Source organism: Streptomyces sp. NPDC003327, from assembly GCF_053589515.1.
This window is the reverse complement of sequence record NZ_JBSFSA010000015.1, coordinates 80,411-93,116: the sequence shown is the minus strand read 5'-3', so window position 1 is coordinate 93,116 and position 12,706 is coordinate 80,411. Positions and strand designations below refer to the sequence as shown.

Annotated in this window: 14 protein-coding genes and 1 pseudogene; 9 read left to right on the top strand and 6 right to left on the bottom strand. The window is 74.4% G+C overall.

Going from position 1 to position 12,706, the window contains the following annotated elements; translation table 11 throughout:
- Positions 1-3: 3 nt before the first annotated feature.
- The 3 genes from ACWDVG_RS15750 to ACWDVG_RS15740 all read left to right on the top strand — a co-directional run bounded on the left by ACWDVG_RS15750 (position 4) and on the right by ACWDVG_RS15740 (position 3,016).
- Positions 4-621 (top strand): TetR/AcrR family transcriptional regulator, encoded by a 618-nt coding sequence (locus tag ACWDVG_RS15750; protein WP_451699721.1) that lies wholly within the window; start codon positions 4-6, stop codon positions 619-621.
- Positions 605-2,275 carry an acyl-CoA dehydrogenase family protein gene (locus ACWDVG_RS15745; protein WP_451699720.1) on the top strand — a complete coding sequence of 557 codons (1,671 nt, stop codon included), beginning with the start codon at positions 605-607 and terminating at the stop codon, positions 2,273-2,275. Before ACWDVG_RS15750 ends, ACWDVG_RS15745 begins: the two co-directional genes overlap by 17 nt.
- 423 nt (positions 2,276-2,698) lie before the next feature.
- On the top strand, positions 2,699-3,016 hold the full coding sequence (locus ACWDVG_RS15740) for a cupin (RefSeq protein WP_451699748.1): 318 nt from the start codon (positions 2,699-2,701) through the stop codon (positions 3,014-3,016).
- A 62-nt stretch (positions 3,017-3,078) separates the two neighbouring features.
- Here the strand turns inward: ACWDVG_RS15740 and ACWDVG_RS15735 are convergent, their stop codons facing one another.
- The 3 genes from ACWDVG_RS15735 to ACWDVG_RS15725 all read right to left on the bottom strand — a co-directional run bounded on the left by ACWDVG_RS15735 (position 3,079) and on the right by ACWDVG_RS15725 (position 5,492).
- Positions 3,079-3,414, bottom strand: a complete 336-nt coding sequence (locus ACWDVG_RS15735) for a CU044_2847 family protein (protein ID WP_451699719.1) — start codon at positions 3,412-3,414, stop codon at positions 3,079-3,081.
- Between the two features lie 132 nt (positions 3,415-3,546).
- Entirely contained in the window at positions 3,547-4,872 is a 1,326-nt protein-coding gene (locus ACWDVG_RS15730) for an Ig-like domain-containing protein (RefSeq protein ID WP_451699718.1), read from the bottom strand.
- Between the two features lie 134 nt (positions 4,873-5,006).
- The gene (locus ACWDVG_RS15725; protein WP_451699717.1) at positions 5,007-5,492 is read right to left on the bottom strand and encodes an SRPBCC family protein; all 486 of its coding nucleotides are present in this window, start codon (positions 5,490-5,492) and stop codon (positions 5,007-5,009) included.
- A gap of 214 nt (positions 5,493-5,706) precedes the next feature.
- On the opposite strand from ACWDVG_RS15725, the pseudogene ACWDVG_RS15720 reads away from it, so the two are divergent.
- From ACWDVG_RS15720 to ACWDVG_RS15695, 6 genes and pseudogenes are all read left to right on the top strand, one after another.
- Positions 5,707-6,267: pseudogene (locus tag ACWDVG_RS15720) on the top strand (PadR family transcriptional regulator); the annotation flags it as partial.
- A gap of 181 nt (positions 6,268-6,448) precedes the next feature.
- Positions 6,449-6,898 carry a peroxiredoxin gene (locus ACWDVG_RS15715; RefSeq protein WP_451699716.1) on the top strand — a complete coding sequence of 150 codons (450 nt, stop codon included), beginning with the start codon at positions 6,449-6,451 and terminating at the stop codon, positions 6,896-6,898.
- A 114-nt stretch (positions 6,899-7,012) separates the two neighbouring features.
- Positions 7,013-7,438: an SHOCT domain-containing protein gene (locus ACWDVG_RS15710; RefSeq protein ID WP_451699715.1), complete on the top strand. Its 426-nt coding sequence runs from the start codon at positions 7,013-7,015 to the stop codon at positions 7,436-7,438.
- Between the two features lie 111 nt (positions 7,439-7,549).
- On the top strand, positions 7,550-7,993 hold the full coding sequence (locus ACWDVG_RS15705) for an RrF2 family transcriptional regulator (RefSeq protein ID WP_451699714.1): 444 nt from the start codon (positions 7,550-7,552) through the stop codon (positions 7,991-7,993).
- Between the two features lie 71 nt (positions 7,994-8,064).
- On the top strand, positions 8,065-9,249 hold the full coding sequence (locus ACWDVG_RS15700) for a globin domain-containing protein (RefSeq protein ID WP_451699713.1): 1,185 nt from the start codon (positions 8,065-8,067) through the stop codon (positions 9,247-9,249).
- A gap of 125 nt (positions 9,250-9,374) precedes the next feature.
- Entirely contained in the window at positions 9,375-10,139 is a 765-nt protein-coding gene (locus ACWDVG_RS15695; RefSeq protein ID WP_451699712.1) for a rod shape-determining protein, read from the top strand.
- A 76-nt stretch (positions 10,140-10,215) separates the two neighbouring features.
- Here the strand turns inward: ACWDVG_RS15695 and ACWDVG_RS15690 are convergent, their stop codons facing one another.
- The 3 genes from ACWDVG_RS15690 to ACWDVG_RS15680 form a co-directional block, all read right to left on the bottom strand.
- A complete protein-coding gene (locus ACWDVG_RS15690) occupies positions 10,216-10,587 on the bottom strand; it encodes a peptidase inhibitor family I36 protein (protein WP_451699711.1) in 372 nt (123 codons plus the stop codon).
- Entirely contained in the window at positions 10,584-11,288 is a 705-nt protein-coding gene (locus ACWDVG_RS15685) for a hypothetical protein (protein WP_451699710.1), read from the bottom strand. Before ACWDVG_RS15685 ends, ACWDVG_RS15690 begins: the two co-directional genes overlap by 4 nt.
- Before the next feature lie 433 nt (positions 11,289-11,721).
- Positions 11,722-12,528 carry a polysaccharide deacetylase family protein gene (locus tag ACWDVG_RS15680; protein WP_451699709.1) on the bottom strand — a complete coding sequence of 269 codons (807 nt, stop codon included), beginning with the start codon at positions 12,526-12,528 and terminating at the stop codon, positions 11,722-11,724.
- Positions 12,529-12,706 lie beyond the last annotated feature (178 nt).

Here is a 12,706-nt window from a genome sequence, read left to right as displayed (position 1 = left end):
TCCATGCCCTACCGCCGCACGCCCGCCGTCCAGGCCCGGCTCGACGCCCAGCGCGCCGCTCTCGTCGAGGCGGCGCTCGGGCTGCTCGCTGAGGAGGGCTACGCCGGCTGCACGATGGCCGCCGTCGCGGGACGCGCCGGCATCGCCACGGGCAGCGTGTACCGCCACTTCGGCAGCAAGTCGGAACTCTCCGTCGAACTCTTCAGGACCGTGGTGAGCCGGGAGGTCAAGGCCGTCACCGAGGCGGCGGGGCACCCCGGACACGGCCGGGCGGCCGACCGGGTCGTCGCCGCCATCGAGACCTTCGCCCAGCGCGCCCTGAAGTCGCCGCGGCTGGCCTACGCGCTGCTCGCGGAGCCGGTCGACCCCGCGGTCGACGCCGAGCGGCTCGTCTTCCGGCGCGCGTTCCGGGACGTCTTCGCCACGCACGTCGCGGACGGCGTGCGCTCCGGCGAGCTGCCTCCGCAGAACCCGCTCCTGACCGCCTCCGCGCTCGTCGGCGCGGGCGCCGAGGCGCTCGTCGGCCCGCTGGCGGAGGGGTCCGTTGGGCCCGACACCGTACCCGCCCTCGTCACCTTCACCCTGCGAGCACTGGGAGCTCCCGATGCCGACCACGCATGAGGTCACCAACCAGGTCCCGCCCCTGACCGGTTACGACGTCTCCGCCGACCCCGCGCTCGTCGAGGCGCTGCGCCGGGAGGGCGCCGGCTGGGCCGAGGCCGAGGTACGCGAGCTGGGGGCGCGGGCGGGCGGCGCGCAGGCCCAGGAGTGGGGGCGCCTCGCCGAACGGCACTCCCCCGTGCTGCACACCCACGACCGGTACGGCCACCGGATCGACGAGGTCGAGTTCCACCCGTACTGGCACGAGCTGATGGACGTCGCCGTGCGGCACGGGCTGCACGGCGCGCCCTGGCGGGACGGGCGGCCGGGCGCGCACGTGGCGCGCGCCGCCAAGGTGTTCGTCTGGGGGCAGGCCGACGCGGGTCACCTGTGCCCGGTCTCGATGACGTACGCGGCCGTGCCCGCGCTGCGGGCCCAGCCGGACCTCGCCGAGGTGTACGAGCCGCTGCTCGCCTCCTCCTCGTACGACTTCGGGCTGCGTGTGCCGACGGAGAAGCGCGGCATCATCGCCGGGATGTCCATGACGGAGAAGCAGGGCGGTTCGGACGTCCGGGCCAACGCGACGCGTGCCGTCCCAGCGGGCGAGCCCGGTCTCTACGCGCTGACGGGGCACAAGTGGTTCACGTCGGCCCCGATGTCGGACGTCTTCCTCACGCTGGCGCAGGCCCCCGGCGGGCTCTCCTGCTTCCTGGTGCCGCGCGTCCTGCCGGACGGCAGCCGCAACGCGATCCGCCTCCAGCGGCTCAAGGACAAGCTGGGCAACCGTTCGAACGCCTCCTCGGAGATCGAGTACGAGGGCGCCCTCGGCCGGCTCGTCGGCGAGGAGGGCCGCGGGGTCGCCACCATCATCCGCATGGTCAACATGACCCGGCTCGACTGCGCCGTCAGCTCGGCCGCCGGGATGCGGCTCGGTCTGGTGCACGCGGCGCACCACGCCACGCACCGCAGCGCCTTCGGGGCCCGGCTCGTCGACCAGCCGCTGATGCGGAACGTCCTCGCCGACCTGGCAGTCGAGGCGGAGGCCGCCACGGTGGCCGCCCTCCGGCTGGCCGGCGCGGTGGACCGGGCGACGCGCGGCGACGCGGAGGAGGAGCAGCTGCGGCGGCTCGGCCTCGCGGTCACCAAGTACTGGGTGTGCAAGCGGGCCCCCGCGCACGCGGCGGAGGCCCTGGAGTGCCTGGGCGGGAACGGCTACGTCGAGGACTCGGGGCTGCCGCGGCTGTACCGGGAGTCGCCGCTGCCGTCGATCTGGGAGGGCTCGGGGAACGTCGCCGCCCTCGACGTGCTGCGGGCGATGGGGCGTCAGCCGCAGGCGGTGGAGGCGTACTTCGCGGAGGTCGACCGGGGCGCGGGCGGGGACCGGCGCCTGGACGCGGCGGTCGCCGGGCTCCGCAAGGAGCTGGCCGGGCTGGGGGACCCGGCGTCCGTGGAGTTCGGGGCGCGGCGGCTGGTCGAGCGGATGGCGCTGGTGTTCCAGGGCTCGCTGCTGGTGAGGCACGGGCATCCGGCGGTGGCCGACGCGTTCTGCGCGTCGCGGCTCGACGCCGACCGGGGGCTGGCCTTCGGGACCCTGCCGACGGGCGTGGACGCGGCGGCGATCATCGCGCGGAGTGTGCCGGACGCGGCGATCGGGCCCTCGTCGGCCACGGGCTGAGCCGGCCCCGGCCGTCGCCGCGCCACCCCGACGCTCGCCGGGGTGGCGGCCGGTCCGACGCGCCGTGCGGTGACGCCGCGGGGCGGCCGGACCCCCGTCGGGGGCGGATGTGGTCGCGCGCCCCACCACCCGGACGGCCGGGCCCCCAGGGGGTCGAGCTCGCGGTTGCCGCACCGACGCCGACCGCGTTCCCGCCGGTCAGGACGGCGGCGGCCGCGAGCGTGGCGAGGGCGGTCCGGCCGGTGGCGCGCCGCACAGGGTCGCGGTAGCCGCGCGGACCGGTCGGGTCCCCCGGCGACACATCCGAGTTGCGTCCGGGACGGCACGCGGGAGGCTGGGAGGAGCCGCCCGCGCACCTCGCAGCAGCGAACCCGCCCGCAATCCCGCAGCCCGCAGTCCCGCAGTCCCGTAGGGAGAGACATGATCCTGGACCTGGACGCCCTCGCCGACGAGCACATGTCCGCGGCCCGCACCGACCCGCACGGCCGCAGCGCACACCTCGTGGTGCACGACGGGGTGCTCCGGCAGACCGTCATCGCGCTCACCTCCGGCACCTCGCTCGACGAACACAACGCGCCCCCCGCCGCGAGCCTTCAGGTGCTGCGCGGCCGCGTGCGCCTGACGGCGGCGGGCTGGTCCGACGACCTGGGCGCGCACGGGCTGCGGATGATCCCGAAGGAGCGGCACGGACTGACGGCCCTGGAGGACTCGGTGGTCCTGCTCACGGCGGTCAACGACTGAAGCCGCCGCGCCGGTCGTCGAAGGCCGGCGTCAGCGAGTGCCGGGGTCAGCGGGTGCCGGGGTCAGCGGGTGCCGCGGTCCCATTCCAGGGTGACGCGGAGACTCGCGTTGGCGCTGCCCTGGACGACGAGCGCGGTGAGCCTGCCCGCGTCGAGGCCCAGCTGGCAGCCGAACTCGACGGTCGCCCGGTCGGGGGCGGCACGGTCGAGGGCCTCGCCGATGCGGCCCGCGAAGGCGGCGAGGGACTCGGTGACGGCGGAGAGGTCCGGCAGCCGGTTCCCCAGCCCCTCCAGGCCGTCCCCGAGGTCGTCTTCGGGGTGGCCGGACGCGGGCACGAGGCGTCGCGCCTCGACGTACAGGGTCGCGTCCCCGACGCGGACCGCGGTGACGTCGGTCATGGCAGGGCTCCTGGGGCACTCGGGGCGGTCGGCTGACAGAACGTCAGTATCGCCGAGGGGTACGGAGGAGGCGGCGCGCGACCGGACTCCGGCGTGGCGTCGGTGCGCGGCGCGCGGGGCCGGTTGCCGGACTCAGAGGGCGGGGCGCAGGGCGCCGGCCGCGGCGGGGGCGGTGCGGGTCTCGCCCGGGTCGAGGGCGCTGCCGCGTCGCCACTGCGGCCAGCTGAGGTTCCAGTCGCCGAAGCCGTTGCCGAAGGCGGGCATCGGCTCCCCGTACCCGTGGACGACCCGGACGAGGTCGCCCTCGCGGACGGTGCGGAAGAACCAGGCCGCGTCCTCGGTGCTCATGCCGGTGCAGCCGTGGCTGACGTCCGCGGTGCCCTGAGCGTCCAGGGACCAGGGCGCCGCGTGCAGGTACTCGCCGCTCCACGTCACCCGGGTGGCCCAGCGGACCTTCAGGTCGTAGAAGTCGCGGCTGCCCCGGGCGATGCCGATGGAGTCGCCGCGCATCCGGACGAGGGGCTCCTTGGCGAGGACGACCTTGACGCCGCCGCGGGTGCGGTATCCGGCCTTGCCGGTGGTGACGGGGATGGTGCGGACGAGGGTGCCGTTGCGGTACACGGTCATCACGTGGGCGGAGACGTCGGTGACGGCTTCGAGGTGGTCGCCGATGGTGAGTGCGAGGGGTTTCGACGGGCCGCCGTTGAGACCGTCCATGACGTGCAGCCGGTCGAGGGCCGGGCGGACGTGGATCCGCGCGCCCGCGGGCCAGTGGTGGCGCGGCCGGTAGTGGAGGGTGGAGGCGTCGACCCAGTACCAGGAGCCGTCGGCACGGGGCTCGCTGCGGACGTCGAGGGCGCGCTCGACGAGGCGCCGTGCGGCGGTCGCCCGCGCGGGCACGGGGTGGCTGAGTTCGGCCGTGAGCGGCTGTCCGACGCCGTACACGCCTCCCCCGCCCGGCCCGAGGGTGAGGGTGAGCCGCTCACCGGCCGGAGCGGCGGGCGTGCGGAAGTCGAGGCGCGCGTGCTGCCGGCGGGATCCGCCGGAACGTGCCGCGGAGCGCTCCACGGCGAGCCGGGCGGTGTAGGCGCCTCCGGTGGGCAGCGGCCCCTCGCTGGTCCAGCGGGACCCGTCCGCCGCGACGGACCCCGCCACCCGGCGGCCGCGGCGGTCCGTGACGGTGACGTCGGCGAGCAGGCCCGGCGTGCGCAGGGCGAGTTCGACGGGCCCGGTGGCGCCCGCCTCCAGATCGATCGCGCGGCCGGTGTGGACGGGGCCGCCGCCGAGGGCGACCGTGCGCAGAGGCGCGGAGCAGAGGCCGCCGGTCGCGGGGCAGTTCCCCAAGGACACGACCGTCGCGGAGGAGAGTCCGGCCGCGGCGGCCGGGGGCTCGCCGGGCAGGTGGCCCGGCGACTGGGCCGCCGTGGTGGCCACGAGGACGGCCCCCGCGGCGACCATCAAAACGGATATGAGGCGAAAAGATGATCAAGTGACCGGGCGTGGCGCGAGGCCGCCGACGAGACGACTCGAACGGCCCAAGTCCCACGGCCCCTGGGGCCCCAGGGGCGCAACGCCAGGCCGGGGGTGCCGGATCAGCGGGCGGGTTCCGGGAGCTCCTCGCCGGTCTCCAGAAGGGACTTGAGGCTGGAGATCAGGGCGGGCCAGCCCTCGGCGATGAGGCCCCGCATCGTGCCGCCCGGCTCCAGGTCGTCGTGGGTGACGGTGAGCTTGACCATGTCACCCGACGGTTCGACGTCGTACGTCACCTTGGAGCGCCGCTCCGCCGCCAACCGCGCGTACGCGTCGTCGTCGACGCCGGCGGCCCGCGCCCAGTCGGGGGTGAAGGTGTGCCAGGTGTACGAGAGGAGACGTCCGGGGTCCGCCTTCAGGACCATCTGCTCGGGGTCGACGGTCCGGTGGCCGCCCTCGTCCCAGACCATGGGAGCGCCCGGCGTCCAGTCCGTCTCGAAGGCCACGCCCCAGTAGCGGCGGGTCAGCTCGGGGTCCGTGAGCGCCTTCCAGAGGTCGTCCGGCGTGGTCCGGATGTAGGTGGTGTAGACGAACGCCTCGCTGTCCATCGTCCTGTCCCTCTCGGGTCTGGCCCCCGCGCGGTCCTCCCTCCTCCACAGTAGGCAGGCCGTGGGGCGGCCTGCCAGCGAAGCGCGGCCGCCGCGGTCTCCGGTGGGCGGACCGGCACGGTCCGATACGGTTCGGCGGAGGCCCGGCGAGCGGCTTTTGTCAGCGTTGAATAGGTGTGGAGGAAACTATTCAACGGGCTGCTAGCGTGTCCGGATGTCCCTCAAGCACGCCGTCCTCGCCGCTCTCCTGGAGGGCGAGGCATCCGGATACGACCTCGCCAAGATCTTCGACGTGGCCGTCGCCAACTTCTGGGCCGCCACCCCGCAGCAGCTCTACCGCGAGCTGGACCGGCTCTCCGAGGCGGGCCTCATCACGGCCAGGGTCGTCGAGCAGGAACGCCGCCCCAACAAGCGGATGTTCCGCCTCACGGAGACCGGGCGGCAGGACCTGTACGCGTACACCTCGACCGCGCCGCGCCCGACCGCGATCCGGGACGAGCTGATGGTGCAGGTGCAGGCCTGCGACGAGGGGGACACGGAGGCCGTTCGGGGGTTCGTGGTCCGGCGGATGGAGACGGCGCGCGACAAGCTGGCCCGCTACGACCGCCTCCGGGACTGGCTGCTCGGCGACCGGGACGAGGAGGCGTACCTGCGCGAGGCGGACCGCGTCGGCCCGTACCTCACGCTCATGCGGGGCCGGATGCTGGAGGAGGAGAACCTCCGGTGGGGCGAGAGGGTCCTCGCCGTGCTGGAGTCCCGCGCGGGTACGACGCCCGGCGCGGGCAGGGCGTCCGGCGCGGGCACGGAGTCCGGCGCGGGCACGGAGTCCGGCGCGGGCTCGGAGTCCGGGGGCGCGTCCGATCGGGTGACGGCGGAGCCTACTCTGAGGTAACGTCACCGGCCGGCCATCGGAGGCGCCGGTGGCGTACCAGGGCACGGATCGGGGACGGACCTTCATGAACGTCGGTGACCACGTCGAGGACTTCACCCTTCCGGACGAGACCGGGACACCGCGCTCCCTCAGTGGGCTGCTCGCGGACGGGCCGGTCGTCCTCTTCTTCTACCCCGCCGCGATGACGCCGGGCTGCACCGCGGAGGCGTGCCATTTCCGGGACCTGGCGGCCGAGTTCCGCGCCGCGGGGGCGCTTCCGGTCGGCATCAGCGTCGACGACGTGGAGCGGCAGCAGGAGTTCGCCGAGCGGCACTCCCTCGGCTATCCGCTGCTCTCCGACGCGGACGGCGCCGTGCGCGAGCGGTTCGGGGTGAAGCGCGGCTTCTCGCTGGCGCCGACGAAGCGCGTCACGTTCGTCATCGGTCAGGACGCCCGGGTGCGGGAGGTCGTCCGCAGCGAACTGCGGATGAGCGCCCACGCCGACCGCGCGCTGGCGGCGTTGCGCCGCGCCTGACTCCGGAGGCGTAGGCGTCCGGGGGCGACCCGAGGTGCGGGGTGACCGGTCCTGGGCGAGACTCACTCGTATGCCCGGTCTCCGCGGCCGGGGCGAGGATTGGAGTACGCGGGAATGGACGACTACCCCCTCCTGAACGTGTTCTGGACCATGCTGTGGTTCTTCCTCTGGGTCATGTGGTTGTTCCTGCTGTTCAAGGTGATCAGCGACATCTTCCGGGACCACTCCCTGAACGGCTGGGCGAAGGCCGGCTGGCTCGTCTTCTGCATCCTGCTCCCCTACCTCGGCGTGCTCGTGTACGTGATCGCCCGGGGCAGGAGCATGGGTGAGCGCGACGCCAAGCAGGCGAAGGACGCGGAGGCCGCGTTCCAGGACTACATCCGCAAGACGGCCGGCTCGTCGGGCGCGCAGGGAACCGGCGGCCGAGCCGGCGCGGGCGCCAGTTCGATCGACGAGCTCTCCCGGCTCGCCGACCTCAGGGACAAGGGCGCCATCACGGACGAGGAGTTCGAGAGGGCGAAGGCCAAGGTCCTGGCCTGACGCGCCGGACCGCTGGAGCGGGCCCGCACCGGTCGCCGGTGCGGGCCCGCTTCCCGTTGCCCCCTCCCCCTTAATACGACTCCGGAATACCGGTTTGATACGGTCGGCCGCGTGAGGCTGACCAAGTTCACCGACCTGGCGCTGCGTGCCGTGATGCGCCTGGCGGTCGCGACGGACGACGAGCCCGTCACCACGCGCGCGGTGGCGGAGGAGATGGCCGTCCCCTACACCCACATGGCGAAGGTGGTGACCCGGCTCCAGCACCTCGGCGTCGTCGAGGCGCGGCGCGGGCGCGGTGGCGGCCTGGCCCTCACCGAGACGGGCCGGCGCTCCTCGATCGGCTGGCTGATCCGCTCCCTGGAAGGCGAGGAGGAGGTCGCCGCCTGCGACGGCGACTCGCCCTGCCCCCTGCGCACGGGCTGCCGGCTGCGGGGGGCGCTGCGACAGGCGCAGGAGGCGTTCTACCGCAGCCTCGATCCGCTGACGGTGACGGAGCTGGTGGGCTCGCCCACGGGCCCGCTGCTGCTCTCGCTCTCCCCACGCCCGGCCCCCTGACCGCCCCGCTCGCCGGTCGGTCGATCGCTCCGACTTTAAATACGTAGATCATCTACCAGATTGAGGTTCCGATGCTGTCCGAGCAGGCCGTTCCGGTCGTCCGCGCCACTCTGCCCGCCGTCGGCGGTGCCCTCGACGAGATCACGGAGCGCTTCTACGCGCGGCTGTTCGCCGCCCGTCCCGAGCTGCTGCGCGACCTCTTCAACCGGGGCAACCAGGCCAACGGCGAGCAGCGGAAGGCGCTCGCCGGTTCCATAGCCGCGTTCGCCGTCGCCCTGCTCGACCACCCCGAGGCCCGTCCCGACGCGATGCTGGCGCGGATCGCGCACAAGCACGCCTCGCTCGGCGTCACGTCCGAGCAGTACAGGACCGTGCACGAGCACCTCTTCGCCGCGATCGTCGAGGTGCTCGGCGATGCGGTCACCCCCGAGGTCGCCCGCGCCTGGGACGAGGTGTACTGGCTGATGGCCCACGCGCTGATCGCGGTGGAGACCCGTCTCTACCAGGAGGCCGGGGTCGTCGAGGGCGCGGTCTGGCGGCCCGTGCGGATCGTCGAGCGCCGCGAGGAGACCGCCGACACGGTCTCGTTCGCGCTCCGCGCCGAGGACGGGTCGACCGGCTCCTTCCGGCCCGGGCAGTACGTCGGCGTGCGCGTGGCGCTCCCGGACGGCGCCCGGCAGATCCGCCAGTACAGCCTCTCCTCCGCTCCCGGGCGTCCGGAGTGGCGCATCACGGTGAAGCGTGTCGCGGGCGACCCGGCGGGCGAGGTCTCCTCGTGGCTGCACGCGCAGGCGCGCGCGGGCGACACGCTGGAGGTGTCCGCCCCCTTCGGCGACCTCGTGCTGCCCGAGGGCGACGGCCCGCTGCTGCTCGCCTCGGCCGGCATCGGGTGCACCCCGATGCTGGCGATGCTCGACCATCTGGTGGCCACCGGTTCCCGGCGCACGGTCGTGGTCGCCCACGCGGACCGCTCCCCCGAGTCCCACGCGCACGCGGACGAGCTGCGCCGTCTCGTGGCCGCCCTGCCGCAGGGGTCCCTGCACCTCTGGTACGAGGAGCCGGGCGACTCCGGGGCCCCGGCCGGGCGCGCCGACGTGACGGCCCTCGACCTGCCGCGGGGCACGACCGCGTACCTCTGCGGCCCCCTGCCCTTCATGCGTACGGTCCGCGGTGACCTGCTGGCCGTCGGCGCGGCTCCGGCCGACATCCACTACGAGGTGTTCGGCCCGGACCTCTGGCTCGGCGCGGAGGCCTAGGGGGTCTCTTGTCCGGCGGGCGCCTTCGATCCCCAAGCACCGTGGCGTTCCGGGTCCGAATACTGCATAGTAAGGGCGCGCATCGGCCTCGCAATCCGCGGGTCGGCGGACGATGGACGGAAGCGATGGACTCCTGGGGAGCAACCGGCGGAGGCCGGGGCACGCGGCGACCGGTGCGGGCGATCGCCCTCGACATCGGCAGCTCCCGGACCCGTGCGTGGGCTCCCGGGGCGGGCGTCTTCGCGGACGTGCCGAGCGCGCTCCCGGGGCGCGGCCGGTCGGCCGACACCCCGACCCAGACGGCACTGCTGCGGCGGCTGGCCGCGGCGGCGCCGGGCGACGAGGGGCAGGAGACGGTCGTGATGCTCACGCATCCCGTCCTCGCCACCCCGGCGGAGCGGGAGGCCGCGCGCCGGATGGTCGCCGGGCTCAACCCGGTCCGGGTCATCGCCGTGGACAGTGCCCGCGCGGCCGCGGCGTACGCGGCCCCGCCCGGCGGCGGTCCGCTGCTCGTGGTCGACCTGGGGGCCGGGCTCACCGAGGTCACGCTCGTCGTCGACGGGCTCGTCGCGGACGCCCGGCTCGCCGAGGTCGGCCTCGACGACCTGGCGGAGGCGGGCGACGTCCCCGACCGGATCGCCGGCACCGCGGCCGACCTGGTGAGCGACCTCTGGCGGCAGGACAGGACGGGGGACGTCCGCGGCGCGCTGCGCAGGGGCATCCTGGTCACCGGCGGGGGCGCGCTCCGGCTCGATGTCACCAGCCGCCTCGCCCACATCCTCAGGGCCCGGGTCCGTCTGGCCAACGATCCCGCGACCAGTGTCGTCCGCGGCGCGGGTCTGATGCTCACCTCCGCCCTCCGCCACCCGACGACGCACCGCGCCGGCTGACGCGGGCGGCGGGTCGAACCGATCGTCCCCGGGGCGAGCGCTCGCCCCGGGGACGGCCGGGTGGGGTGAGCGGGTGTCAGCAGCGGGTGGCCCAGGTGTGGGAGTCGCCGCGGTCGTTGGCGGCGCCGTTGTATCCGACCTCCTGGCCGGGGGCGAGGCAGATGGTCATGCTGCCGCCCTGCCAGGCGCTCTCGTAGACGCGGACGTGATCCTTGATTCCTGGGCCGGAGATGCCGTGGTTGGCCCAGGAGGAGTCGGTGTCGGAGATCCAGCTCTCCCACCAGCCGTCGTCACCGCTCCAGTTGGCTCGCTGGCCGCCGAAGTTCGCGTTCTGCCAGACGCAGAACTCGCCGCTGGGACACTCTGCGGCACCGGCGGAGGGGGAGAGGGCGAGACCGGCGGTGGCGGCGAGGAGTGCGGCGGTGGCGGTCGCCAGGATGCGCTTCACGGAAGGTCGTGGCCTTTCTTCGGTGGGGTGGAGGCGGGCAGTCGGGCTGCCCGCAGCAGCGCGCGGTCGCGCAACTGCCGGTAGGTGGTGAGCTCGTCGCGGTGCAGGGTGCGCACCACGAGGAGCTCGGCGCCCTCCAGCCGGGCCCGGACGGCGTCGAGACCGGTCTCGCGGGCGCAGTGGGCGGCGACGCCGGGGTCGGGGCGCTCGGGCCGCGGTCCGTCGGACGGTGTCGCGCATGCGGTCCAGCGGGCGAGGGCCGCGACGTGGGCGGGGTCGGTCCGCAGCCGGGCCTGCGCCTCGGCGCGGAGGTTGTCGACGGTGACCTGGGCGCGGAACCAGCGGCGCTGGTCCCCGTAGAGCCGCTCACGGGCGGCGGCGACACAGCCGTCGGTGTGCGCGGTGACGGTCGCCCCGGTGGCGAGGGTGACGGAGAGTTCGCGGGGGCCCGAGCCGAAGAGGGCGGCCTGGAGGTCGCGGTCCTCGGCCGGGGCGCGGGGGCGGGAGGTGAGGGTGAGGCCGCGCTCGGCCAGGCAGTCGACGACGAGACGGTGCTCGGCCGACGCGAGGAGGCGCTGCTGATCGGCCGGGTCGGCGGGGCGGCCGGGGGTCGGCGGGGTGACGGACGTGCACCCGGCGAGGAGGAGCGCGGAGGCTGCGGTCAGGAGTGCGCGGCGCACTGCCGGTGCCCGGTGGATCATGGGTCCCCCTGTGGATCGTCCCTGGTGGGAGGGGCCGCATGATGATCGTCGGCGGTCCCGGAGGATGACTGCCCGGAGGCCGGGGGAGCATGCCGGGAGTCACTCGGACGAGTCCAACGCGCCGTGGTGTGCGCCGGACGGGCGCCGTGCGCACCTCCGCTCGGCGGGGCACTCCGCGGCGGGGGGGCAAGGGGGCGGGGGGCCGGGCGGGGCAGGGCACCCGGAAACGACGGGGCCCCGGGTGGACGGGGGGTTCCAACCGGGGCCGATCGCCGTGACGGGCGAAGAGCGGTCGCCTCTGGGGGGGGCCTGGGGACCGGGCCCCTTCGCCGTCACACTCGTACCAACGGTGCGGCTTTCCCGAATGTTCCGTGCGTTCCCCGGTGTCCCGTGTGAGGCGGCTCACCCCTTTTCGGGCCCGGGGTCCTCGGCGTCAGTCCTTCTCGGGGCGGTAGACGGTGCCGGGCTCCGCCGTGCCGGGCGCGAGGAGTTCGGGGACGGTCACGAAGGTGAATCCGCGCCGGGTGAGTTCGTCGATGATCCCGGGGACGGCCGGGACGGTCCCGTCGTATATGTCGTGGAGCAGGATGATGCCGTCGCCGTGGGCCTGGTCGAGGACGCGCTGGCGTATGAGCGCGGTGTCGGTCGTGGAGTAGTCCTTGGCCGTGATGCTCCACAGGACCTGGGCGAGCCCGAGGTCGCGGCTGACGTCGGAGACCTTGTCGTCGGTGCGGCCCTGCGGGGGACGCATGAGGGTGGGCCTGCGGCCGGTGAGCCGCTCGATGGCGACCTGGGTGCGCTCCAGTTCGTCCCGCACCTCGGAGGCGTCGAGGTCGGTGAGGACGCGGTGGGTCCAGGTGTGGTTGGCGACCTCGTGGCCCTCGTCCGCGATGCGCTTGACGACCTGCGGATAACGGTCGACGTGCTTGCTGCCGAGCAGGAAGAACGTGGCGGATACACGCTTCTCCTTGAGGATGTCGAGGAGCTGAGGGGTGTCCTTGCCCGGGCCCGCGTCGAAGGTGAGGGCGATGCACTTCACCTCGGCGCAGTCGACGCGGCGGGCCGTCGCGGCACCCGACTCCCCCGTTCCGGCCGCCTTGCCGTCGTCGGCGGGGGCGTCCTTGCGGGCCTCGCCCGGTGTCACGGTGTCGACCCCGCAACCGCCGAGCGCGAACGCCAGCGACGCGGCGGCGAGAAGCACGGCCGTCCCCCTGAATCGGCGCGACCTGGATCGGAACATGATGGAACCCGCTTTCCCCGGTGGGTGACTCGTGCGACCGTCACCGCCTGGTCAGGGCGGGATCATCGGCCGCCGAGCACTCTACACACGGTGTATACCGGGGGTGGCGGCGGGGCTCCTGGAACGGGCAGGCGGGGGTAAGGCCGGGGCACGCGGGTGTACGGGTGAGGGCGACCGA

Coding starts and splice junctions, on each gene's coding strand:
- ACWDVG_RS15750 (WP_451699721.1), top strand. CDS start 4: ATGCCCTACCGCCGCACGCCCGCCGTCCAGGCCCGGCTCGACGCCCAG.
- ACWDVG_RS15745 (WP_451699720.1), top strand. CDS start 605: ATGCCGACCACGCATGAGGTCACCAACCAGGTCCCGCCCCTGACCGGT.
- ACWDVG_RS15735 (WP_451699719.1), bottom strand. CDS start 3,414: ATGACCGACGTCACCGCGGTCCGCGTCGGGGACGCGACCCTGTACGTC.
- ACWDVG_RS15730 (WP_451699718.1), bottom strand. CDS start 4,872: ATGGTCGCCGCGGGGGCCGTCCTCGTGGCCACCACGGCGGCCCAGTCG.
- ACWDVG_RS15725 (WP_451699717.1), bottom strand. CDS start 5,492: ATGGACAGCGAGGCGTTCGTCTACACCACCTACATCCGGACCACGCCG.
- ACWDVG_RS15715 (WP_451699716.1), top strand. CDS start 6,449: ATGAACGTCGGTGACCACGTCGAGGACTTCACCCTTCCGGACGAGACC.
- ACWDVG_RS15710 (WP_451699715.1), top strand. CDS start 7,013: ATGGACGACTACCCCCTCCTGAACGTGTTCTGGACCATGCTGTGGTTC.
- ACWDVG_RS15700 (WP_451699713.1), top strand. CDS start 8,065: ATGCTGTCCGAGCAGGCCGTTCCGGTCGTCCGCGCCACTCTGCCCGCC.
- ACWDVG_RS15695 (WP_451699712.1), top strand. CDS start 9,375: ATGGACTCCTGGGGAGCAACCGGCGGAGGCCGGGGCACGCGGCGACCG.
- ACWDVG_RS15685 (WP_451699710.1), bottom strand. CDS start 11,288: ATGATCCACCGGGCACCGGCAGTGCGCCGCGCACTCCTGACCGCAGCC.
- ACWDVG_RS15680 (WP_451699709.1), bottom strand. CDS start 12,528: ATGTTCCGATCCAGGTCGCGCCGATTCAGGGGGACGGCCGTGCTTCTC.